The sequence below is a fragment of the Stenotrophomonas sp. GQ19 genome (assembly GCF_059758695.1).
In genome coordinates, this window is record NZ_JCAXES010000008.1 from 1 (window position 1) to 23344 (window position 23344).

Genomic DNA, 23344 nt, shown 5'->3' on the forward strand with positions numbered 1-23344 from the left:
TCTCAACAAAAAAGGCCCCGCAGTGCGGGGCCTTTTTCTGTTCGCCTGGAACGCGTATCAGCGCTTCATCGAACCGAAGAACTCGTCGTTGGACTTGGTGTTCTTCATCTTGTCGAGCAGGAATTCCATCGCGGCCATTTCATCCATCGGATGCAGCAGCTTGCGCAGGATCCAGATCTTCTGCAGCAGTTCCGGTTCGATCAGCAGGTCTTCGCGACGGGTACCCGAGCGGTTGATGTCGATCGCCGGGAACACGCGCTTTTCAGAGATGCGACGGCTCAGGTGCACTTCGCTGTTGCCGGTGCCCTTGAACTCTTCGTAGATCACCTCGTCCATCTTGCTGCCGGTATCGACCAGCGCGGTAGCGATGATGGTCAGGCTGCCGCCTTCCTCCACATTACGCGCGGCGCCGAAGAAGCGCTTCGGACGGTGCAGGGCGTTGGCGTCCACACCACCGGTGAGCACCTTGCCGGAGCTGGGCACCACGTTGTTGTAGGCACGTGCCAGGCGGGTGATCGAGTCGAGCAGGATCACCACGTCCTTCTTGTGCTCGACCAGGCGCTTGGCCCGCTCGATCACCATTTCGGCAACCTGCACGTGACGCGCAGCCGGCTCGTCGAAGGTGGAGCTGATGACTTCGCCGCGCACGGTGCGCTGCATTTCGGTCACTTCTTCCGGGCGCTCATCGATCAGCAGCACGATCAGGTGCACGTCCGGATGATTGGTGGTGATCGCCGTGGCCACCTGCTGCATCATCATCGTCTTACCGGCCTTGGGCTGGGACACGATCAGCGAACGCTGACCCTTGCCCTGCGGTGCCATCAGATCGAGGATGCGGCCGGTGATGTCTTCGGACGAGCCGTTGCCGCGTTCCAGGGTGAAGCGCTTGCGCGGGAACAGCGGGGTCAGGTTCTCGAACAGCACCTTGTTCTTCGACGCTTCCAGCGGCTCACCATTGATGGTGTCCACGATCGACAGCGCGAAGTAACGCTCGCCGTCCTTCGGGAAGCGGATGCGGCCGGACAGGTGGTCGCCGGTGCGCAGGTTGAAGCGGCGGATCTGGCTGGGCGAAATGTAGGTATCGTCCGGGCCGGCCAGGTAGCTGGCTTCGGCGGCACGCAGGAAACCAAAGCCGTCCGGCAGGATTTCCAGCACGCCGTCGGCGGCAACGCCGTCGCCATGGCGGGTGAGCACCTTGAGCAGGGCGAAGATCACGTCCTGCTTGCGGGCACGTGCCACGCCTTCGGAAATCTGCAGCTGCTCGGCAATTTCCAGCAGCTTCTGCGCCGGCATGCGCTTGAGGTCGCTCAGCGAATAGACCGGGAAGCCTTCGGGCACATTGGCCTGCTGGCTGCGCACGAACGGCTGCTGTTCGCCGTTGTCCTGCGGCATGCCGTCGTCGTTGTAGCGATCGCCACCGCGATTGCGGTCACGGCGATTGCGGAAACGATCACGGCGGTTGCCCTGACCCTGACCCTGACCTTGGTTCTGGCCCTGGCCTTGACCTTGACCCTGCTGGTACGGGTTCTGCCCGCCCTTGGGGGTGTTGTTGCCGTTCTGGTTGCGCTGGCCACCGTCGCCGGTGTCCTGTTGCGCATTGCCCTGGGCAGAGGAGGCGTCGCCGGTAGCGGCGGACGGTGCCTGCTGCGGCGCCGACGGAGCGGCGACCGGCGCCGGCGCGTCATGCGCGGCAGCCAGGGGCAGTGCAGGCTGGGAGGGGGGAGAACCTGCCTCGGCAGCGGTGTTGGCGGCGGCCTTGGCGACGCGCGGCTTGCGCACGCGCTTCTCGGCGGGCGCGTCGGCGCTCCCGGGTTCGGAAGTAGTGATATCGGACAAGTGCTGGATTCCTCGCTAGAAGGTGCGAGCGCCCGGCAGGGCAGCGAACGTTGGGAAAGGATTCTGGAAAGAACGTCGTCCAGAAGATGCGGCGCGCGAATGCGGCCGGATGCTGCCGACACTAACACCGGCTCGCGGCGGTGCGCAAGCCGGGTGGGGCAGGGTCATTCATGCGGGGCAGGCCCCGCGGGCAGCCGGCAGGGGCCGGCTGCCTGCTGCGATCAGGCCAGCGCCTTGTCCAGCATGCCGGCCAGCTGGGCCTTGCCGACCGCGCCGATCTGCTGCGCCTGGACCTGGCCGTCCTTGAACACCAGCAGCATCGGGATCGAGCGCACGTGGTACTTGGCGGCCAATGCGCGGTTCTGGTCCACGTTGACCTTGGCGATCTTGGCGCGGCCGTTGTAGGCGTCGGCCAGTTCGTCCAGGGCGGGGGCGATCATCTTGCACGGACCACACCACTCGGCCCAGAAATCGACCAGCACCGGTTCCTTGGAATTCAGCACTGCGCTATCGAAGTCGGCATCGCCGACATGTACAACCTTGTCGCTCATCTTGGTTTCTCGTCTGGAAATGCACCCGGCCGAGCCGGAGGAGGTTGAATTTGGACGCCACCGGAAGGTGCCATCCGCGTCTGCTGCCTCGTGGCCGCGAGGGCGGCCAGCGGTGCGCCAGGTGGATGCCTGGTCGCTCACGGCGGGCAGTGTACCCCTATCGTCGCGGCCGGGCAGGTGCTGCCTGAAACCCAGCATCCCGTGATTGGCGCCCTGCATTGATGGGGCAGTCCTTCTCTATATGCGGGCGTGTGCGACCGCCTCCAGTGACCGTGGCGCGCGCGTTCAACTGGCGGCAGGCGCGGTGAAAACACGTGAAAACCGGTGTGCCGGCACCGGGCACCCAAGGTGGCAGCCCACCGCTGGCGGGCTGTCTCAGCCATCCATGCGACGGCAGAGGCCGGTTTGGCGCCGACATTGCGCTAAACTGCGCCATTGTGCGGCGCCCCTGGACCGGTAGGTCCGGCCCCGTCCAACCCCGGCGCAGGGCCCGCAATGGCGACGGTGCCCCCCAAGATTGCAAGCCTCCCGCGCACCGCTGCCGGGGCGGCCTTACCAAGACGGACACATGAGCGACAAACCGCTGACCGATTTGACCTTCTCCTCCTTCGAGCTGCACCCGGCCCTGCAGGCCGGCCTTGAAGGAGCCGGATTCACCCGTTGCACGCCCATCCAGGCGCTGACCCTGCCGGTCGCGCTGCCCGGCGGCGACGTCGCCGGCCAGGCCCAGACCGGCACCGGCAAGACCCTGGCCTTCCTGGTCGCGGTGGTGAACCGCCTGCTGACCCGCCCGGCACTGGCCGACCGCAAGCCGGAAGACCCGCGCGCGCTGATCCTGGCCCCCACCCGCGAACTGGCCATCCAGATCCACAAGGATGCGGTCAAGTTCGGTTCGGACCTGGGCCTGCGCTTCGCGCTGGTCTACGGCGGTGTGGATTACGACAAGCAGCGCGAGATCCTGCAGCAGGGCGTGGACGTCATCATCGCCACCCCGGGCCGCCTGATCGATTACGTCAAGCAGCACAAGGTGGTGTCGCTGCACGCCTGCGAAATCTGCGTGCTCGACGAAGCCGACCGCATGTTCGACCTGGGCTTCATCAAGGACATCCGCTTCCTGCTGCGCCGCATGCCCGAGCGCAGCACGCGCCAGACGCTGCTGTTCAGCGCCACGCTCAGCCACCGCGTGCTGGAGCTGGCCTATGAGCACATGAACGAGCCGCAGAAGCTGGTGGTGGAAAGCGAGTCGATCACCGCCGCGCGCGTGCGCCAGCGCATCTACTTCCCGGCGGACGAAGAAAAGATCCCGCTGCTGCTGGGCCTGCTGTCGCGCAGCGAAGGCGCGCGCACCATGGTCTTCGTCAACACCAAGGTGTTCGTCGAGCGCGTGGCCCGTTCGCTGGAAAAGGCCGGCTACCGCGTGGGCGTGCTGTCCGGCGACGTGCCGCAGAAGAAGCGTGAGAGCCTGCTCAACCGCTTCCAGAAGGGCCAGCTCGAAATCCTGGTGGCCACCGACGTGGCCGCCCGCGGCCTGCACATCGACGGCATCAAGTACGTCTACAACTACGACCTGCCGTTCGACGCCGAAGACTACGTGCACCGCATCGGCCGTACCGCGCGCCTGGGCGAAGAAGGCGATGCGATCAGCTTCGCCTGCGAGCGCTACGCGATGGGCCTGCCGGACATCGAGGCCTACATCGAGCAGAAGATCCCGGTCGAAGCGGTCACCAGCGAAATCCTGACCTCGCTGCCGCGCCCGGAACGTGCCCCGGCCGAAGCGGGCGAGGACGGCGACGAGAACGAGAGCGTTGGCCAGATCTTCCGCGAGGCACGCGAAGCGCGTGCGGCCGAAGAACAGCGCCGTGGCGGTGGCAGCAGCAGCGGTCGCGGTGGCAAGCCGTCGGCCGGTGGCCGTGGCGAACGCCGCGCACCGGGCGAGCGCAGTGCCGACGGCAAGCCGCGCCGCGAGCGCAAGCCGCGCGTGGAAGGCGACGCGCCGGTCGAGGGTGAGGTCAAGCCGCAGGCCGCGGTGGCCCAGGCCGCCGTTGCCCCGGCGGACGCCCCGAGCGCCGCCGACAGCCCGGCCGTGGAAGGCGAGCGCGCCCCGCGCAAGCGTCGTCGTCGTCGCCACGGCCGTCCGGTCGAAGGCGCCGAAGGTGCCGCACCGCAGGCATCGGTGACCCCGGTGCAGGTGACTGCCAAGCCGATGCGTGGCACCCCGGCCGCCGATCCGGGCGCGTCGTTCCTGACCCGCATCGGTCGCAAGATCCGCCGGATGCTCTCCGGTTCGTAAGACCGGACGCGCGACCCGCGATGCCTGGGGGGTATAGCCCCCTTGGCAAGGGGGCGGTCGCGAAGCGACGGGGGATCGGGTGCTGATGAGAGGGGCCCACGGTTTGCGCAGCGAACCGTGGGGCGACAGCGCGAATGCGATGGCGCTTCCCCCGACCAACGGTCGGCACCCACCCCACCTGCACGCCGCCACCCTCGTCCTGCATAATCAGGGGATGAGCGTCCTGCGTTTTGACAATGTCAGCAAACAATATGCCGGCGGCCACCAGGCACTGGTGGACGTCAGCTTCGATGTCGCCCCCGGGGAAATGCTGTTCGTCACCGGTCACTCCGGTGCGGGCAAGAGCACTCTGCTCAAGTTGATCCACCTCGACGAGCGGCCCAGCCGCGGCGCGGTGATCTTCAACGAGCGCAACCTGCTCAAGGTGCGTGGCGGCAACATCCCCCGCCACCGTCGCGAGGTGGGCGCGGTCTACCAGGACCACCGCCTGCTGATGGACCGCAGCATCGCCGAGAACGTCGCCCTGCCGCTGATCCTGCGCGGCACCCGCCGCGCCGATATCGGCAAGCGGGTGCGCTCGGTGCTGGAACGGATGGGCCTGGGCCACCGCGAAAAAGCGCTGCCGTCGCAGCTGTCGGCGGGTGAGCAGCAGCGGGTGGGCATCGCCCGCGCGATCGTCAGCGAACCGCGGCTGCTGGTGGCCGACGAACCCACCGGCAACCTCGACCCCACCCTGGCGGCGGAAATCATGGCGTTGTTCGCCGAGCTTCCCGAGCGCGGCACCAGCGTGCTGGTGGTCAGCCACGACCTGGCCCTGCTGCGGCACATGCGCAAGCGCGTGCTGATCCTGGACCACGGCAAGCTGATCGACGACATCTCGCCGCAGGACCTGGCCGAATGAACGCACCCACCAACAAGGACGCCGCGGCACCGTCGCGCCTGGGCGTGTGGCTGCATCACCACGGCCATAGCGTGGTGTTCAGCCTGGGCCGTGCCTGGCGCAAGCCGTGGGCCACGCTGCTGACCATCATGGTGATGGCGCTGGCCCTGGCCCTGCCGTTGGGCCTGTCCATCGCGCTGGACAACCTCACCCATTTCGCCGGCAGCGTGCAGCAGTCGCGCGACATCAACCTGTTCCTCAAGACCGACACCGACGCGGCGGCGGCCGGACAGGTCGCCGATTCGTTGCGTGGCCGTGCCGATGTGGCCAACGTCACCGTGCAGACGCCAGAGCAGGGCCTGCAGGAACTGCGTGACGGCGCCGGGTTGGGCGAGGCGATCGATGCGCTGCACGACAACCCGTTGCCTACGCTGCTGATCGTCACCCCGAAGGCAGGCGCCGACGATGCGCGCCTGGCGCAGTCGCTGGAAGGCCTGCCGCAGGCCGACCTGGTGCAGCACGATGCGCTGTGGCGCAAGCGCCTGGACGCCTGGCTGGGCTTCGGCGCGCGGCTGGTACAGGTGCTGTCGGTGCTGCTGGGCCTGGGCGCCGCACTGGTGGTGGGCAATACCGTGCGCCTGGACATCCAGGCGCGCCGCGAGGAAATCGGCGTGCTGCAGTTGCTGGGCGCCAGCGACGGCTTCATCCGCCGCCCGTTCCTGTACCTGGGCGCGTGGTACGGGCTGGGGGCCGGCGCGGTGGCGCTGGCGCTGATCGGCGTGGCCGGCCTGGCCTTGCGACCGCCGCTGGCCGCGTTGTCTGAAAGTTATGCCAGCCCGTTCGTGTTGCACGGGTTGGATCTGCTGCATTCATCGTTCGTGCTGGTCGGCACCGTGGTGCTGGGCTGGCTGGGCGCGTGGCTGGTGACAGGGCATTTCCTGCGCCAGACCCGACCGACCGAAACCTGAGGCCCGCATGCGCCCGCAAGCCCTGAAGCACCTGGTCGACGATGCACCGCGCGTGATGGTGGTCGACGGCTCCAAGCTGGTCCGCAAGTTGATTGCCGATGTGCTGCAACGCGAATTGCCGGCGGTGGAGGTGGTGGGCTGCGCGAGCATCGAAGAGGCGCGCAACGCCCTTGCCGCCGGGCCGGTGAACCTGGTCACCACCTCGCTCACGCTCAGCGACGGCGACGGCCTGGCGCTGGCGCGGCTGGTCCGCGAAACCGCCGGGCAGGCCTACGTGCCGGTGATCGTGGTATCCGGCGATGCGCAGCAGCACCTGGAACAGCGCCGCTTCACCGACTACGTCACTGACTATTTCGACAAGGCGCTGGGCCATGAGGCGCTGGCCACGTTCATCCGTGGCTATGTGCAGCCGGAAACCATTCCCGGCGCCACCATCCTGTATGTCGAAGACAGCCGCGTGGTGGCCGAGGCGACCAAGCGCATGCTCGAACGCCAGAGCCTGCGCGTGCTGCATGTGATGACCGCCGAGGAAGCCTTCGCGCTGCTCACCGCTGAATCGCTGGGCCGCAGCAGCCATCGCATCGACCTGGTGCTCACCGACGTGACCCTCAAGGGCGAGCTGAGCGGGCTGGATGTGGTCGAGCGTGTGCGCGTGGATTTCGGCTACGGCAAGCGCCGCCTGCCGGTGCTGGTGATGACCGGTGATGGCAACCCGCTCAACCAGTCCGGCCTGCTGCAGGCCGGTGCCAACGACCTGGTGCAGAAGCCGATCGAAGAGCGCCTGCTGGTAACCAAAGTCCTGTTCCAGCTGCGCCTGTCGCGGCTCAATGAAAAACCCCTGGTGCGATGAACGACGACGCAACCCCCAGCATCCAGCTTGAACCGAGCTGGAAGGCACGTATTGGTGAGTGGCTGCTGCGTCCGGACATGCGTGACCTGTCCAGCTTCCTGCGCCAGCGCAAGGCAGCCGGTGCGCAGGTGTTCCCGCCCGGCCCGCAGATGTTCGCCGCCTTCGACGCCACCCCGTTCGAGCAGGTCAAGGTGGTGATCCTGGGCCAGGACCCGTACCACGGCGCCGGCCAGGCCCATGGCCTGAGTTTCTCGGTGATGCCCGGCGTCCCGGTGCCGCCGTCGCTGCTCAATATCTACAAGGAAATCGAAGCCGACCTGGGGATTCCGCGCCCGGACCACGGCTGCCTGCTGCCGTGGGCGCGCCAGGGCGTGCTGCTGCTCAATGCGGTGCTGACCGTGGAGGCCGGCCAGGCCGGTGCGCACCAGAAGCGCGGCTGGGAAGGGTTCACCGACCATGTCGTGGACACCCTCAACCGTGAACGCGACGGGCTGGTGTTCATGCTCTGGGGCAGCTACGCGCAACAGAAGGGCAAGGTGATCGACACCGGCCGGCATCGGGTGCTGAAGGCACCCCATCCGTCGCCGTTGTCGGCGCACCGCGGTTTCCTGGGGTGCCATCACTTCTCGATGGCCAATGAATACCTGCAGCGCCGCGGCCAGACGCCCATCGACTGGTCGCTGCCGCCGCGCGCGGCGCTGTAATCCGGGCCGGCAACAGGCCGGCAGCCACGCGTTACTCCGTCAACATTTCCATGATCGCGCGCGCCACCTGACGCTTGCGCGCGGGCATGCGCCGCAATAACGACAGAATCTCGGTTTCCTGGGCGGTACGTGCTGCTTCCACCGGCAACGCGTCCGGCAAAGGCAGGTCCACGCCGTCCTCCGGACGCCCGGGACCGCGCCCCGTGGCCAGCCATTCAAAATGGACTTGCGTCACAATTGCGATGCAGGCAAGGTGTTGCACGCTCGGGAATGTACCGCCTTCCCGTTCCCACTGCGCTACGGCACTGCGTCGCACGCCGGCCGCCAACGCCAGCTGCGCCTGGGACAGGCCAGCCGTTAGTCGGGCTCGCCGGATTCTGTCGCACATGGCCTGCATTTAGTGCCCCCTTTCCCTGTTCGGTAAGCCCTGCTTCCCTGGAAGTGATTCTTTTCCCGCGTGTACAGAATCGCTGTCGCCGCCTGCTGCATCCGGGGTATTCGTCCGACGCCGACCCGCCAGCAAGCGCCACTGTCCCCCTATTTCACGCCGTCTTGTTTGACGGAATTTTCGTTGCCCCGCATTAATCGGCCCGAACCGGACATAAACGCATTCCCAAGCGGGAAACGGCACCGGCAGGGCACGATCAGAACGACGACGGAGTAACTCCGCCGCCACGGTCGAACTCTGCCAAAAATCGGCGGAGACGCATGTATGGTTAATGTGAAAGGCGTGAACGTTCCGTCAGTGCGTTGGCAGTCATGGCTGCTCCTTGCACTACTGGCGGTGCTTTCATGCCTGGGGCAGGCCAAGGCGCAATCGGCCTGTACCGCCGGCGCCTGCGTCAGTGCCGGTCCGCGCCTGGCCTCGGTGGATTCCACCCAGAGTCCGGTGCTCAACCTGCTGTTCGGCGCGCTGCTGCCGGGCACCAGCCTCAACCTGAGCGTGGCCGACTGGAACAACCTGGCCGGCGCCAACATCAACCTCAACGCCTTGCTGACCCAGCTCAACGGCGGGGTGGTGGTGAGCGATCCCAGCCAGGTGCTCAACGCCAACATCACCCTGGGCCAGTTGCGCGCGGCGATGGTGCAGGTGCTGCAGGCCGACGGCCAGACCGCCGCGGCCAACGTGCTCAACGCACTGCCGCTGGGCGCGGCCGGCACCACCGGCAACATCCGCCTGGCCGACCTGCTGCAGATCGCCCTGCCCACCGGATCGCTGGCCAGCGTGCGCCTGAACGTGCTGGACCTGCTGACCGGCGGCGTGCAGCTCTACAACTTCCGCAACGTGCTCACCACGCCAACGCCGATCACCGTCGACACCGCGGCGCTGGGCCTCAACGGTGTGGCCAACGTGCGCCTGTGGCTGCAGGTGATCGAACCGCCGGTCTACACCTGCGGCACGGTGGGCGCGGCGTTCCACAGTGCGGCCATCCGCATCAAGCTCGACCTGGACCTGGTGCAGGGACTCAACACCGGCACGCTCAGCGCGGCGCTCAACGGCCTCAACCTGCTGGGGGTGTCGCTGTCCAACACCAGCATCACCGCCGACGTGCTGCACCTGCAGCTGTATGCCGACGTGGCGCGTGCCGAAGGCTCGATCTCGGCGGTGAACCTGGTGGGCAACGCGGTCACCTTGCAGGCGCGCCCGGGCCTGGTGAACCTGTATGTCGGCCAGATCAGCGACGCCACCTTCTTCAACCGCAGCACCGTGCTCACCGACACCGCCCTGACCGCCGCCACGCTGACCTCGCTCAGCGTGAAGGTGCGGGTGGCGGCCAACGTGCTTGGCCTGCTCACGCCGATCGCCGACATCACCGTGCCGCTCACGGTCAGCGTGCGCAGCTTCGCCACCGCCACGCCAGGGCTGCAGAGTGCCAGCTTCACTGGTCCCTACCCACAGACCCGCACGCTGACTGCCGGTACGGTGAGCGCGGCCACGATGGTGTCCACGCTGGTCAACTCGTTGAACATCCAGGTCACCAGTGGCAACCCCACCGTGACCCTGCTCGGCGGCATCCCGCTGCCGCTGCCGGTGGCCGACCTGGTCAACGGCATCGTCAACACGCTGCTTACGCCCATCCGCTCCGCCGTCAACGTGCTGGTCACCCCCGTGCTGACGGCCGTGCTCGGGGGCCTGGTCGACAACCTGCTGGCGCTGCTGGGCATCCGTATCGGCCAGGCGGTGTTCACCGTGGAAGGCATCACCCAGGCCTGCGCGGCGACGCTGCAGCTGGTCAAGGACCTGCAGCCCACCAGCGACACCGGCCGCTTCAACCTGTCCATCACCTACAACGGCAGCACGGTGGGCTCGGCCAGCAACGTGGGCAACAACGGCGCCACCGCGGCGGTGATCACCGTGCCCGGCGGCAGCTACGCGCTGTCCGAAGCCGCCGCCGCCGGCACCACGCTGGCGCGCTATGCCAGCAGCTGGCAATGCACCGACCAGAACAACACCGTGGTGTCTTCCGGCAGCGGCGGCAGCTTCACCCTGCAGGCGCCGGCGATGACCGCCACCGCCGTGACCCTGGTGTGCCGCATCACCAACCGCACGCGCCAGGCCGAGCTGTCGATCACCAAGAGCGACGGCAGCGGCACCTACACACCAGGCGGCACGGCCACCTACACGCTGCTGGTGCGCAACGACGGGCCCGACCCGGTCACCGATGCCGTGGTGGCCGACAACCTGCCCAACGGCATCACCCTGCGGGGCGCCTGGACCTGCAGTGCCACCAGCGGCAGCACGTGCGCGGCGGCCAGTGGCGGTGCGGTGGGCGGCAACGCGGTCAGCGTGGGCGTGAACCTGATCAATGGGGGCCAGGCAACGATCAGTGTGCCGGTCAGCTTCAGCAGCAATCCGGGCGCGTACTAGCACCCGGGGCGGTACCGCAGTGGGCGTGGGGATGACCCCGCGCCGGGGATGGACACGATCACCGCTTCGAGGATGAGCGCATGGCAGCACGCCGCACGCAGGGCAGGGCACGCAGGGCATCGGCCGGCATCGCGCACGCGGTGGGGCTGTTGGCGTTGCTGCTGTCTCCCACGCTGCTTGCGCAGAGCTATCCGAACCCGCTCAACAACACCGCCACGGTGACCGCGCCGACCGATGTGGGCGACCCGACCCCAGGCAACAACACCGCCACCGATACCAACGCGCTGGCCCTGCAGGCACAGCTGAGCGTGACCAAGACATTGCTGAGTACCAGTCCGGTGGCCGCCGGCGGCGCCGTGCAGTACCGCATCCAGGTGAGCAATGCCGGCCCGTCGGCGGCGCAGGGCGTGGGCGTGGTCGACACCGTGTCGTCGCTGCTCACCAACGTGGCCTGGAGTTGCCAGCCCACCACCGCGGCATCGTCGTGCGCGCAGTCCAGTGGCACCGGCAATGCCGTCAACGTGCAGGTCAACGTGGGCGTGGGCGACAGCGTGGTGCTGCTGGTCAATGGCACCGCGCCCAGCGCCACCCCGGCCACCGTGCCGGCCAACAGCGTCGCGCTGGTGCTGCCCACCGGCACCACCGATCCGACCCCGGGCGACAACAGCGCCACCACCCCGGCCGTGCCGGTGCAGGCCAACGCGCTGGTGGCCAACAACGATGTGTTCGCCACCGCGATCTCCTCGGCCACCGGTGGCACCACGCCCACGGTGCTGGCCAATGACACGCTCAACGGTGCGCCGGTGGTCGGCGCCAACCTCATCATCGCGCTGCAGGGCGCGCCGGCCGGATTCACCATCAACAGTGCCGGCGTGATCACGGTGCCGGCCGGCGCCACCGCCGGTGCCGGCAGCCTGACCTACCAGATCTGCGAGAACGCCTCGCCGACCAACTGCGCCACCGCCACGGCCAGCGTTGTGATCGGCCCGACTGCGGTGAACGACAGCTTCAACGCCACCGGTGGCGCGCCCTCGTTCGCCGGCAACGTGGGCAGCAACGACAACGCACCGGCGGGTGCGGTGTTCAGCGCCGTCGGCACGCCCCCGGCCGGGCTCACCGTCAACAGCGACGGCACCTTCACCTACGCGCCTGTCGGCGGCATCGCCACGCCCACCTCGTTCCAGTACCAGGTCTGCCTGCCCGCGCCGAACGGCGCCGTCTGCGCGACGGGAACTGCTGCGATCGTAGTCAATGCCAACGCACTGGTAGCGGTGGATGACACCTTCGCCACGCCGATCCCGGCCGGCACCGGTGGGCTCACCCCCACCGTGCTCACCAACGACACGTTCAACGGCGGCGCCGTGCCGCTGGCCCAGGTGACGCTGAGCCTGGTGGGCGCGCCGGCAGGCTTTGCCATCAATGCCAACGGCACCGTGCAGGTGCCGACCACCGCCGCGGCCGGTCCGTTGGCGCTGACCTATCGCTTCTGCGAAAACGCCTTGCCGGCCAACTGCGCCACCGCCACCGCCAATCTGGTGGTGAGCCCGGATGCAGTGAACGACACGGTGACCACCCCGGGCGGCGGTCAGCCGGCCACCGGCAGCCTGGCCGGCAACGACAACATCGCCAGCGGGTCCACCTACACCCTGGCCACCGCGCCCACCCGTGGCGCCGCCGTGGTCAACGCCGATGGGACCTTCAGCTACACCCCGTCCAACGGCAATACCGGGCCGGACTCGTTCATCTACCAGGTGTGCCTGCCGGCCCCGAACGGCACCGTGTGCGACACCGCCACGGTCAGCGTGAACGTGCAGGCCAACCAGATTGCCGCGGTCAACGATGTGTTCACCACGCCGCTGCTGACGGGCACCACCACCACGGTGAGCCTGCTGGGCAACGACACCCTCAATGGGGTGGCGGTGGCCCCGGCCGCGGTGCTGCTCACCCTGAGTGGTGCGCCGGCCAACTATGCGGTCAACGCCAACGGGCAGGTGCAGGTGCCGGCCGGTGCCGCGGCCGGTGCAGTGACCTTTGACTACCAGATCTGCGAAATAGCGGCGCCCACCAACTGCGCCACCGCCAGCGTGCAGCTGGTGGTCGCGCCCGATGCGCTCGACGACGCGTTCGTGGCCACGGCGGGCGTCCCGCTGACCGGCACCGTGACCGGCAACGACAACGTGGGCGCGGGCGCACAGTTCAGCCTGCTGGCCGTGGCCGCGCATGGCACCGTGACGGTCAATGCCGATGGCAGCTTCAGCTACACCGCGCAGTCGGCGTACATCGGTGCGGACAGTTTCCGCTACCAGGTGTGCCTGCCGGCGCCGAATGCGGGCGTGTGCGATGCCGCCACCGTGACCGTCAATGTCGGCGCCGCCGTCATCGCGGCCGGCAACGACGACTTCACCGGCACGCCGCTGACCAGTGCCGGTGGGCTGACCGCCAGCGTGCTGGACAACGACACCTTCAACGGCGCGGCCATCCTGCCTGCGCAGGCCACGCTGTCGCTGATCAATGCACCGCCAGCCGGTTACACACTGGCCGCCAACGGCCAGCTGCAGGTGCCTGCGGGTGCGCCGGCCGGGCCCATCAGCCTGACCTACCAGCTGTGCCAGGCCGGCACCAGCAACTGCACCACCGCGAGCATTGCGGTGGTGATCGCGCCCGACGCGGTGGCCGATGCGTTCACCACCCAGGTGGCGCGCGCGGTCAGCGGCAACGTGGCGGTCAATGACACGGTTGCCGTCGGCACCACCTATGTCGTGACCGGTGCCACGCCGGCCGGGCTGCTGTTCAACCCCGATGGCAGCTTCACCTACACCCCGCCGGCGCAGTACACCGGCACCACCACGTTCACCTACCAGGCGTGCCTGGCCGCGCCGTTCGCCGCCGTCTGCGATACCGCCACGGTCACCCTCAACGTCAACGCCGGCACGCTGGTGGCCAACGACGATGACTTCCGCGCCGCGATCATCAACCCGGCCAGCGGCGGCACCACCAACAGCGTGCTTGGCAACGACACCATCAACGGCGCGGTTCCGCCGGCCCCGGCCGATGTGATCCTGAGCCTGGTGGGCGCGCCGGCCGGCTATGTGATCAACAGCAACGGCACCGTGTCCGTTCCCGGTGGCGCGGCGGCCGGTGCGGTCAGCTTCTCCTACCAGCTGTGCGAAGCGGCACTGCCCAGCAACTGCGATACCGGTGCGGTGCAGCTGCTGCTGGCGCCGGTGGCGGTCAACGACACTCTCAGCACGCAGGTGGGCGTGCCGGTGACCGGCAACGTGGCCGGCAACGACAACGTACCGGCCAACGCGAGCTTCAGCCTGAGCGGCACCGCGCCGGCCGGTCTGGTGTTCAACCCGAACGGCAGCTTCACCTACACCCCGCCGGTGGGCACCCAGGGCGCGGTCACCTTCGCCTATCAGGCCTGCCTGCCCGCACCGGACACCACCGTGTGCGCCGGCGCGTCGGTCACGGTCAACGTCAATGCCGGCACCCTGGTGGCCAATGACGATGATGTCCGCGCGACCCCGATCAACCCTGCCGTGGGCGGCAGCACGGCGTCGGTGCTGGGCAACGACAGCCTCAATGGCACCGTGCCGCCGGCCTCGGCCGATGTGCTGCTCACCCTGGTGGGCGCGCCGTCGGGCTACACGCTGGGCAGCGATGGCGTGCTCGCCATTGCCAGCGGCGTGGCTGCCGGTGCGGTCACGCTGACCTACCAGCTGTGCGAAGCGGCGCTGCCGGGCAACTGCGATACGGCCCAGATCCGCCTGCTGGTCGCGCCGTTGGCGGCCGCCGATGTGTTCTCCACCCCGGCCGGGCAGCTGCTGGCCGGCAACGTGGGCAGCAACGACAACGCGCCGGCCGGTGCGGTGTTCCGCGTGCCCGGCGCGGTGCCGGCGGGCCTGCAGTTCGGCGCCGATGGCAGCATCCAGTACACCCCGCCGGCCAACTTCACCGGCCCGGTCACGTTCACCTATGAGGTCTGCCTGCCCGCGCCGGACAGCGCGCAGTGCAGTACCGCCACGGCCACCATCAACGTCAACGCGGGCACCCTGGTGGCGCGCGACGACGACATCAGCGCCACGCCGCTCGCCCCCGGTGGCACCAGTGCCAGCAGCGTGCTGGTCAATGACACGCTCAACGGCGTTACGCCGCCGGCCGCCGCCAGTGTGCTGCTGAGCCTGGTCGGTGCGCCGGCCGGTTACGCGCTCGATGCCAACGGCCTGCTGCAGGTGCCCGCGGCCGCCACCAGTGGCGCGGTGGTGCTGACCTACCAGGTCTGCGAAGCGGTGCTGCCCAGCAACTGCGCCAGCGCCACCCTGCGCCTGGTAGTGACGCCGTCGGCCAGCAACGACACCTATTCCACCGCGGCCGGGCAGGCGCTCAACGGCAACGTCGGTGACAACGACAACGTGCCGGCGGGCGCGCTGTTCAGCGTGGTCGGCCCGGTGCCGGCCGGGCTGACCTTCACCGGGTCGGGCAGCTTCACCTATGTGCCGCCGGTGGGCGCTACCTCGCCGGTGAACGTCAATTACCAGGTCTGCCTGCCGGCACCGAACGCGGCGCTGTGCGCCACGGCCAGCGCCACCATCACCATCACCGTGGGCAGCCTGGCCGCCAATGGCGATGATTTCAGCACCACCCCGATCAACCCGGTCAGTGGCGGCAGCACCACCTCGGTGCTGGCCAATGATTCGCTCAACGGTGCCACGCCGCCGGCGGTGGCCGACGTGCTGCTGTCACTGGTGGGCGCACCGGCCGGCCTGGCCATCACCGCCGAAGGCGCGGTAACCGTGGCCGCCGGTACCCCTGCCGGGGTCAAGAATCTCACCTACCAGTTGTGCGAAGCGGCTGCGCCGGGCAACTGCGACACCGCGACGATCCGCCTGGTGGTGGCACCGTCGGCGCTGGACGATGCGTTGTCCACCGCGGCCGGGCAGGTGCTCACCAGCAGCGTGGCCAGCAACGACAACGTGCCGGCCGGTGCGGTCTTCCAGGTGGTGGGCATCCCGCCGGACGGGCTGGTGCTGGCCGCCGATGGCAGCCTGGTCTACACCCCGCCAACCGGGTTCAGCGGCGCATCCACCTTCGCCTACACGGTCTGCCTGCCGGCACCCGATGCGGGCGTGTGCGCCACCGCGAACGCAACGCTCAACGTCAACAGCGGCACGCTGGTGGCCGTGGCCGATACCTTCGCCACCCCGATCGCGCCGGGCACGGCGTCGCCCACCGTGCTGACCAACGACACCCTCAACGCGGCCACGCCGTTGCCCGCCGAGGTGGTGCTGTCGCTGGTCGGCGCGCCCACCGGCTTTGCGATTGCCGCCGACGGCACCATCAGCGTGGCCACCGGCACTGTGTCCGGTGCCACCACGCTCACCTACCAGATCTGCGAGGCCGCCGCGTCGGCCAACTGCGCCACCGCCAGCGTGGCCCTGGTGGTCGCTCCGGCACCGGCCAACGACGCCTTCGCCGTGCAGGCCGGTCAGACGTTGACTGGCAATGTGTCGGGCAACGACAGCATGCCGATCGGATCGGTGTACACGCTGCAGGGCACGCCGCCGGCCGGGGTCACCTTCAACGCCGATGGCAGCTTCACCTATGCACCGCCGGCGGGCACTACCAGCCCGGCCAGCTTCGACTACCAGGCCTGTCTGCCTGCGCCGAACAGCGCCGTGTGCGGTACCGCCACGGCCACGCTGAACATCAACAACGGCCTGCTGGTGGCGGCCGATGACAGCTTCGGTGCGATCGCGCCGGGCGCCAGCACGCCCAGCGTGCTGGGCAACGATGCGCTCAACGGGGTGACCCCGCCGGCTGCGGCCACGGTGTCGCTGTCGCTGGTGGGCGCACCGGCCGGTTTCACCCTCAGCCCCACCGGTACGCTGTCGGTGGCCGCCACCGCGCCCACCGGCGCCATCGCGCTGGTCTACCAGATCTGCGAAACCGCGGCGGCCAACAACTGCGCCACGGCTACCATCGCGCTGGTGGTGCGCCCGGTGCCGGTCAACGACGTGATCGCCGTGCAGTCCGGCCAGCCCAACACCGGCAACGTGTCGGGCAACGACAACATGCCGGCCGGCTCCACCTGGAGCGTGGTCGCGCCGCCGCAGGGGCTGGTCTTCAACAGCAACGGCAGCTTCACCTACACCCCACCGGCGGGCACCATCGGCCCGGTCACCTTCAGCTACCAGGCCTGCCTGCCGGCGCCGGATGCCGCGGTGTGCGGCACCGCGACGGCTACCTTGAACATCGCGGTGAACGCGGTGGTGGCCAACGACGATACGTTCGCGGCCCCGATCACCGCCGGCTCGGCCACGCCCAGCGTGCTGGCCAACGACGCCCTCAACGGGGTCACCCCGCCGGCCTCTGCCGATGTGCAGCTGCTGCTGGTGGGCGCACCGGCCGGGTTCGTGATCAACAACGACGGCACGGTGCAGGTGCCGGCCGGTGCGACTGCCGGTGCGACGCTGCTGAACTACCAGCTGTGCGAGACCGCGTCGCCGACCAACTGCGACAGCGCCGCGATCCGCCTGGTGATCACCCCGGCACCGCAGAACGACGCGTTTGCCGTGCAGGCCGGTGACACGCTGGTGGGCAGCAGTGTGGCCACCAACGACAGCATGCCGGCCGGGTCGACCTGGGCGGTGCAGGGCACGCCGCCGACCGGGCTGGTGTTCAACGGAAATGGCAGCTTCACCTACACCCCGCCGGTGGGCACCACCGGGGCGGTCACCTTCACCTACCAGACCTGCCTGCCTGCGCCCAACAGCGGCGTGTGCGGCCTCGCCACGGCCACGGTGAACGTCAACCTGGGCACGCTGGTGGCTGGCGATGACAGCTTCACCAGCGTCGTGCCCGGCACCACCACGCCCAGCGTGCTGGCCAACGATGCGCTCAACACGGTGAGCCCGCCGGCCGCGGCCAGCGTGCAGCTGAGCCTGGTGGGTGCGCCGGCCGGCTACGCCATCGCCGCCGATGGCACCATCACCGTGCCCACCGGGGTCACCTCCGGCCCGGCCACGCTGACCTACCAGATCTGCGAAACCGCCGCGCCGTCCAACTGCGATACCGCCACGGTGTCGCTGGTGATCACCCCGGCCGCGCAGAACGACGCGTATGCCGTGCAGGCCGGCGGCTCCATCAGCAACGGCAACGTGGCCGCCAACGACAACCTGCCGGCAGGCTCCATCTGGACGGTGCAGGGCGCCACACCGGCCGGGCTGACGTTCAACGGCGATGGCACCTTCACCTATACCCCGCCGATCGGCACCGTCGGCCCGGTGATCTTTACCTACCAGGCGTGCCTGTCGGCGCCGAACGCCTCGCTCTGCGACAGCGCCAGCGTCACCCTCAACATCAGCAACGGCACCTTGGTGGCGGTTGACGACACCCTCAGCGGGGTCGCTGCAGGAGGCACCACCACCGTCAGCGTGCTGGCCAACGACACGCTCAATGCGGTGAGCCCGCCGCTGCCGGCCAGCGTTGTGCTGACCCTGGTGGGTGCGCCGGCCGGGTACACCCTCAATGCCGACGGCACCCTTGGCGTGGGCAGCACCGTGACATCGGGCACCACCACGCTCACCTACCAGATCTGCGAAGCCGCCGCGCCGACCAACTGCGATACCGCCAGCATCACCGTCATCGTCAGCCCCTCGCCGCAGAACGATGCCTTCTCGGTGCAGGCCGGGCAGACGTTGAGCAACAGCGTGGCGACCAATGACAGCCTGCCGCCGGGCTCGACCTTCACCGTGCAGGGCACCCCGCCGGCCGGGCTGACCTTCAACCCCGACGGGTCGTTCACCTACGCCCCGCTGCCCGCCACGCCGAGCCCGGTGACCTTCACCTACCAGGCCTGCCTGCCCGCACCGAACGTGGTGTGCGCCACCGCCAGCGTCACCCTCAACATCACCACCGGCTCGCTGCTGGCCGGCAACGACACGCTCAGCGGCGTGGCACCGGGCACCACCTCGGCGGCCAGCGTGCTGGCCAACGACAGCCTCAACGGTGTGTCGCCGCCGGCGGCGGCCAACGTGCTGCTGACCCTGGTCGGCGCACCGGCGGGCTTTGCGATCACGCCCACCGGCACCATCAGCGTGGCCACCGGCGTCAGTGCCGGACCGACCCCGTTGACCTACCAGATCTGCGAAGCCGCCGCGCCGGGCAACTGCGCCACCGCCAGCGTCACCGTGATCGTCAGCCCGACCCCGCAGAACGACGCGTTCTCGGTGCAGGCCGGGCAGACGCTGAGCAACAGCGTGGCCAGCAACGACAGCATGCCGGCCGGCTCCACCTGGGCGGTGCAGGGCGTGCCGCCACCGGGCCTGACCTTCAACCCCGATGGCAGCTTCACCTACGCGCCGCCGACCGGTGCGGTGTCGCCGGTGGGCTTCACCTACCAGACCTGCCTGCCGGCGCCGAACGGCAGCCTGTGTGCCACCGCCACGGTGGCGCTGAACATCAACAACGGCACACTGAGTGCAGGCGATGACACCCTGGTCGGCGTGCTGCCCGGTGCCACCACCGGCACCAGCGTGCTCGCCAACGACAGCCTCAATGGCGTGTCGCCGCCGGCCGCGGGCGATGTGTTGTTGAGTCTGGTCGGCGCGCCGGGTGGCTTCACGCTCAACCCCGACGGCACGATCACCGTGGGCAGCGGCGTGGGCTCCGGGCCGACCACCCTCACCTACCAGATCTGCGAAGCGGCCGCGCCGTCCAACTGCGACACCGCCAGCGTCACCGTGGTGGTCACCCCGGCGCCGCAGGATGACGCCTACGCCGTGCAGGCCGGGCAGACCCTGTCCAACACCGTGGCCGCCAACGACAACACCCCGCCCGGTGCGCAGTTCACGTTGCAGGACACCGCGCCGGCCGGCTTGACGTTCAACGCCAACGGCAGCTTCACCTACACCCCGGCGATCGGCGTGGTCGGCCCGGTCAGCGTGGCCTACCAGGTCTGCCTGCCGGCGCCGAACGCCAGCCTGTGCGGGCGCGCCATCGTCACCATCAGCATCAACAACGGCCAGCTGGTGGCCGGCGATGACACGTTCACTGGCGTCGCACCGGGCAGCACCTCCGGGCCCAGCGTGCTGGCCAACGACAGCCTCAACGGGGTGTCGCCACCGGCTGCGGGCGACGTGCTGCTGAGCCTGGTCGGTGCGCCGGCGGGCTTCAGCATCGGCAACGACGGCAGGATCACCGTGTCCACCGGCGTCACCTCCGGTGCAACCGCGCTCACCTACCAGATCTGCGAAGCCGCCGCGCCCGCCAACTGCGACACCGCCAGCGTCACCGTGGTGGTCAGCCCGGCACCGCAGAACGATGCGTACTCGGTCCCGGCCGGGCAGACGCTGACCAACACCGTGGCCAGCAATGACAGCATGCCGGCTACGGCGGTCTATACCGTGCTGGGTGCGGCGCCGGGCGGCCTGACTCTCACCAGCACCGGCGCGTTCACCTACACCCCACCGGGCGGCACGCCCAGCCCGGTCAGCTTCACCTACCAGGCCTGCCTGCCCGCGCCGTACGCGGCCAGCTGCGGCACCGCCACGGTCACCATCAACATCAACAACGGCACGCTGGTGGCCGGCGATGATGTGCTCACCGATGTGCTGCCCGGCGCCACCTCGTCGGCCAGCGTGCTCGCCAACGACCGCCTCAACGGGGTCAGCCCGCCGCCGCCTGGCGATGTGATCCTCAGCCTGGTGGGCGCACCGGCCGGCATCACCATCAACCCCGATGGCACGATCAGCGTGGGCACCGGCGTCGCGTCGGGCGCCACCCTGATCACCTACCAGATCTGCGAAGCCGCCGCGCCGGCCAACTGCGCCACCGCCGGCGTCACCCTGGTGATCACCCCGGCGCCGCAGAACGACAGCGTCACCGCCCCGGCCGGGCGCCCGACCCTTGGCAACGTGTCGTCCAACGACAACACGCCGCCGGGCGCGCTCTACACCCTCACCAGCGGTGCGGTGCCCGGGCTGGTGTTCAACGCCGACGGCAGCTTCAGCTACACCCCGCCGTCGGGCACCACCGGGCCGGTGACCTTCACCTACCAGGTATGCCTGCCTGCGCCGTACAGCGCGCAGTGCGGCACGGCCAGCGTCACGCTCACGCTGTCCGGGTCGGCCAACGTGGTGCTGTCGGTCAACGACGACTTCACCGCTACGCCGGTGGATCCGTCGGTAGGCGGCACCATCGCGCGCTCGGTGCTGGACAACGACAGCTTCAACAACGTGTCGCCGCCGCCGGTGGGCAGCGTGGTGGCCAGCCTCACCGGCAGCACGCCGGGCTACACGATGAACAACCAGGGCCAGATCATGGTGGCCGCCGGTGTGCAGCCGGGCCAGGTGCAGCTGGCCTACCAGCTGTGCGAGAACGGCGTGCCGACCAACTGCACCACCGCCATCGCCACGGTGCTGGTGCAGGGGCCGGTGGGTGCGCTGCTGGCGGTGGATGACAGCGCCGGTCCGATCGGGCCGGCCGGGCAGGCACGGGTATTGAACGTGTTCAACAACGACACCTTCAACACCGCACCGCTGGACCCGGCCCAGGTGAGCTTCGCGCCGGTGGCCACTACCGCGCTGACCTTCAGCGCCGATGGCTGGGTGGACGTGGCCGCCGGGCTGGCACCGGGCAGCTACAGCACCACCTACACCCTGTGCCTGCTCAACCAGCCCACCGTATGCGACACCGGCACGGTCAGCGTGACCGTCATCGCCGGCGCGCCGGGCGTGGATGCCGAGGATGACCAGGTGCAGGTGCCGCAGGACGGCGTGATCGAGATCGACGTGCTGGGCAACGACCGCGTCAACGGCACGCCGATCGATCCCGATACGGTGACGGTGACCATCACCGCGCCGCCGCCGTACGGCACGGCCACGGTGCTGCCGCGCGCGCGCATCCGCTTCGCCGCGCTGACCAACTTCGCCGGCGTGCAGAACTTCGACTACCAGGTGTGCGACGTGGCCGACCCGGCGATGTGCGCCAGCGCCACGGTCACCGTAACCGTGGAGCCGAACGTGCTCACCCTGGTCGACGACGCGGTCACCGTGGAGGCCACCGCGCCGGTGCAGATCGACGTGCTGGCCAACGACAGCGCCCGCAGTGCACCGCTGGACCCGGCCTCGCTGCAGGTGGTGACCGCACCGACCCACGGCAACGTGCAGTGCGCCAACGGCCTGTGCAGCTACACGCCGGCCGCAGGGTTTGCCGGCACCGACAGGTTCCGCTACCGGGTCTGCGACGTGTCCATTCCCACCGCGCTGTGCGCCGAAGCGAACGTGGCCGTCACCGTGGCCGGCCAGCAGGCCGTGCTGCGCCTGACCAAGGTGGCCGCCAAGCGCAGCGCGCAGATCGGCGACCTGGTGCGTTACACGGTGACCATCGACAACGTGGGCGAGGTGGATGCCAACGGCGCCACCCTGCTGGACACGCTGCCGCCGGGCTTCACCTTCGTGCGCGGTGGCTTCGCGGTGCAGGACGCCGACAACGATGCGCGCACCAGTGGTGTGCAGCCGCTGCGCATCGACGGCATCGACATCCCGGTGGGCGAGCGCGCCACGGTGGTGTACTACCTGCGCGTCGGGGCGGGCACCGGCACCGGTGTGCACACCAACCGCATCACCGCCATCGATGGCGAGAACCGCAGCATCGGCAACGTGGCCTCGGCCGATGTGGACATCACCACCGATCCGCTGCTCGACGAGAGCCTGATCATCGGCAGCGTGTTCGACGACCGCAACGGCAACGGCGTGCAGGACCCGGGCGAGCGGGGCATTCCCGGCGTGCGCGTGGCAGCGGTGGAAGGCCTGCTGATGGAGACCGATGCCTTCGGCCGCTATCACCTAGTGGGCATCCCCGGTGGCCAGGCACGCGGGCGCAACTTCATCCTCAAGGTGGACCCGTCCACGTTGCCCAGCGGGGCCCACTTCACCACGCCCAATCCGCTGGTCCGGCGGATCACGCCCGGGCTGCCGGCACGGTTCGACTTCGGTGTGCGCATGCCCGATGGCGCGCTGAGTACCGCAGCGCCCGCCGACGCGACGGCGCCCCGGCCGGTCCGGATCGAACTGGGCGACGCCTTGTTCGCGCCCGGCAGCGCCCGCCTGGATGCCAGCCGTGACGCCGTGCTGGACAAGGCGGCACAGGCGCTGGTCACGCGCGGCGGCGGCCGTGCGCTGCTCACGGCGGCCCCGGGCCAGGAGGCCCTGGCACGGCAGCGTGCGCAGGCGATGCAGGCAGCACTGGCCACGCGTGTGCCGGCGACGGTTGCAGCGGCCAGCCACATCGAGGTCGTGGGCGGCGACGGCAGCACGCTGTACCGGCTGCGGCTGGACGATCCACCCGAGCCTCCTCCCGGCGCGGACCGCACCAACAGGGAGGGGCGTTGAA

General features: G+C 69.2%; 10 protein-coding genes and 1 pseudogene. 7 read left to right on the forward strand and 4 right to left on the reverse strand.

Translation table 11 applies throughout. The features are described from left to right. Nucleotides 1–57: 57 nt before the first annotated feature. Entirely contained in the window at nt 58–1836 is a 1779-nt protein-coding gene (rho, locus tag AC6CHL_RS14720; protein ID WP_498295052.1) for a transcription termination factor Rho, read from the reverse strand. Nucleotides 1837–2057: 221 nt separating this feature from the next. Further along, on the reverse strand, nt 2058–2387 hold the full coding sequence (gene trxA / locus AC6CHL_RS14725) for a thioredoxin TrxA (protein WP_038685830.1): 330 nt from the start codon (nt 2385–2387) through the stop codon (nt 2058–2060). Nucleotides 2388–2955: 568 nt separating this feature from the next. Between trxA and rhlB the strand changes: the two genes are divergently transcribed. From rhlB to ung, 5 genes are all read left to right on the forward strand, one after another. After that, nucleotides 2956–4677, forward strand: coding sequence for an ATP-dependent RNA helicase RhlB (gene rhlB, locus AC6CHL_RS14730; RefSeq protein WP_038685831.1), 1722 nt, complete (start codon nt 2956–2958; stop codon nt 4675–4677). A 214-nt stretch (nt 4678–4891) separates the two neighbouring features. After that, the gene (gene ftsE / locus AC6CHL_RS14735; RefSeq protein ID WP_038685832.1) at nt 4892–5578 is read left to right on the forward strand and encodes a cell division ATP-binding protein FtsE; all 687 of its coding nucleotides are present in this window, start codon (nt 4892–4894) and stop codon (nt 5576–5578) included. Beyond that, a complete protein-coding gene (gene ftsX / locus AC6CHL_RS14740) occupies nt 5575–6525 on the forward strand; it encodes a permease-like cell division protein FtsX (protein ID WP_038685833.1) in 951 nt (316 codons plus the stop codon). The genes ftsE and ftsX overlap by 4 nt, the downstream gene beginning before the upstream one ends. Nucleotides 6526–6532: 7 nt before the next feature. After that, nucleotides 6533–7375, forward strand: a complete 843-nt coding sequence (locus tag AC6CHL_RS14745) for a response regulator (protein WP_038685834.1) — start codon at nt 6533–6535, stop codon at nt 7373–7375. Continuing rightward, the gene (ung, locus tag AC6CHL_RS14750; RefSeq protein WP_448134599.1) at nt 7372–8079 is read left to right on the forward strand and encodes a uracil-DNA glycosylase; all 708 of its coding nucleotides are present in this window, start codon (nt 7372–7374) and stop codon (nt 8077–8079) included. The genes AC6CHL_RS14745 and ung overlap by 4 nt, the downstream gene beginning before the upstream one ends. 31 nt (nt 8080–8110) lie before the next feature. Here the strand turns inward: ung and AC6CHL_RS14755 are convergent, their stop codons facing one another. Both AC6CHL_RS14755 and AC6CHL_RS14760 read right to left on the reverse strand, forming a co-directional pair. Continuing rightward, complete coding sequence (locus tag AC6CHL_RS14755) at nt 8111–8251, reverse strand: hypothetical protein (protein ID WP_236546334.1); 141 nt, start codon at nt 8249–8251, stop codon at nt 8111–8113. A 30-nt stretch (nt 8252–8281) separates the two neighbouring features. Then, a pseudogene (locus tag AC6CHL_RS14760) lies at nt 8282–8476 on the reverse strand (helix-turn-helix domain-containing protein); the annotation flags it as partial. A 333-nt stretch (nt 8477–8809) separates the two neighbouring features. On the opposite strand from AC6CHL_RS14760, the gene AC6CHL_RS14765 reads away from it, so the two are divergent. Further along, the gene (locus AC6CHL_RS14765; protein WP_498295055.1) at nt 8810–10948 is read left to right on the forward strand and encodes a hypothetical protein; all 2139 of its coding nucleotides are present in this window, start codon (nt 8810–8812) and stop codon (nt 10946–10948) included. A gap of 80 nt (nt 10949–11028) precedes the next feature. Next, a complete protein-coding gene (locus AC6CHL_RS14770; RefSeq protein ID WP_498295057.1) occupies nt 11029–23343 on the forward strand; it encodes an Ig-like domain-containing protein in 12315 nt (4104 codons plus the stop codon). Nucleotide 23344 lies beyond the last annotated feature (1 nt).

Excerpts from the sequence above, each read along its gene's own strand:
- trxA (WP_038685830.1), bottom strand. The coding sequence starts at position 2,387 with ATGAGCGACAAGGTTGTACATGTCGGCGATGCCGACTTCGATAGCGCA.
- AC6CHL_RS14745 (WP_038685834.1), top strand. The coding sequence starts at position 6,533 with ATGCGCCCGCAAGCCCTGAAGCACCTGGTCGACGATGCACCGCGCGTG.
- ftsX (WP_038685833.1), top strand. The coding sequence starts at position 5,575 with ATGAACGCACCCACCAACAAGGACGCCGCGGCACCGTCGCGCCTGGGC.
- rhlB (WP_038685831.1), top strand. The coding sequence starts at position 2,956 with ATGAGCGACAAACCGCTGACCGATTTGACCTTCTCCTCCTTCGAGCTG.
- ung (WP_448134599.1), top strand. The coding sequence starts at position 7,372 with ATGAACGACGACGCAACCCCCAGCATCCAGCTTGAACCGAGCTGGAAG.
- AC6CHL_RS14770 (WP_498295057.1), top strand. The coding sequence starts at position 11,029 with ATGGCAGCACGCCGCACGCAGGGCAGGGCACGCAGGGCATCGGCCGGC.
- ftsE (WP_038685832.1), top strand. The coding sequence starts at position 4,892 with ATGAGCGTCCTGCGTTTTGACAATGTCAGCAAACAATATGCCGGCGGC.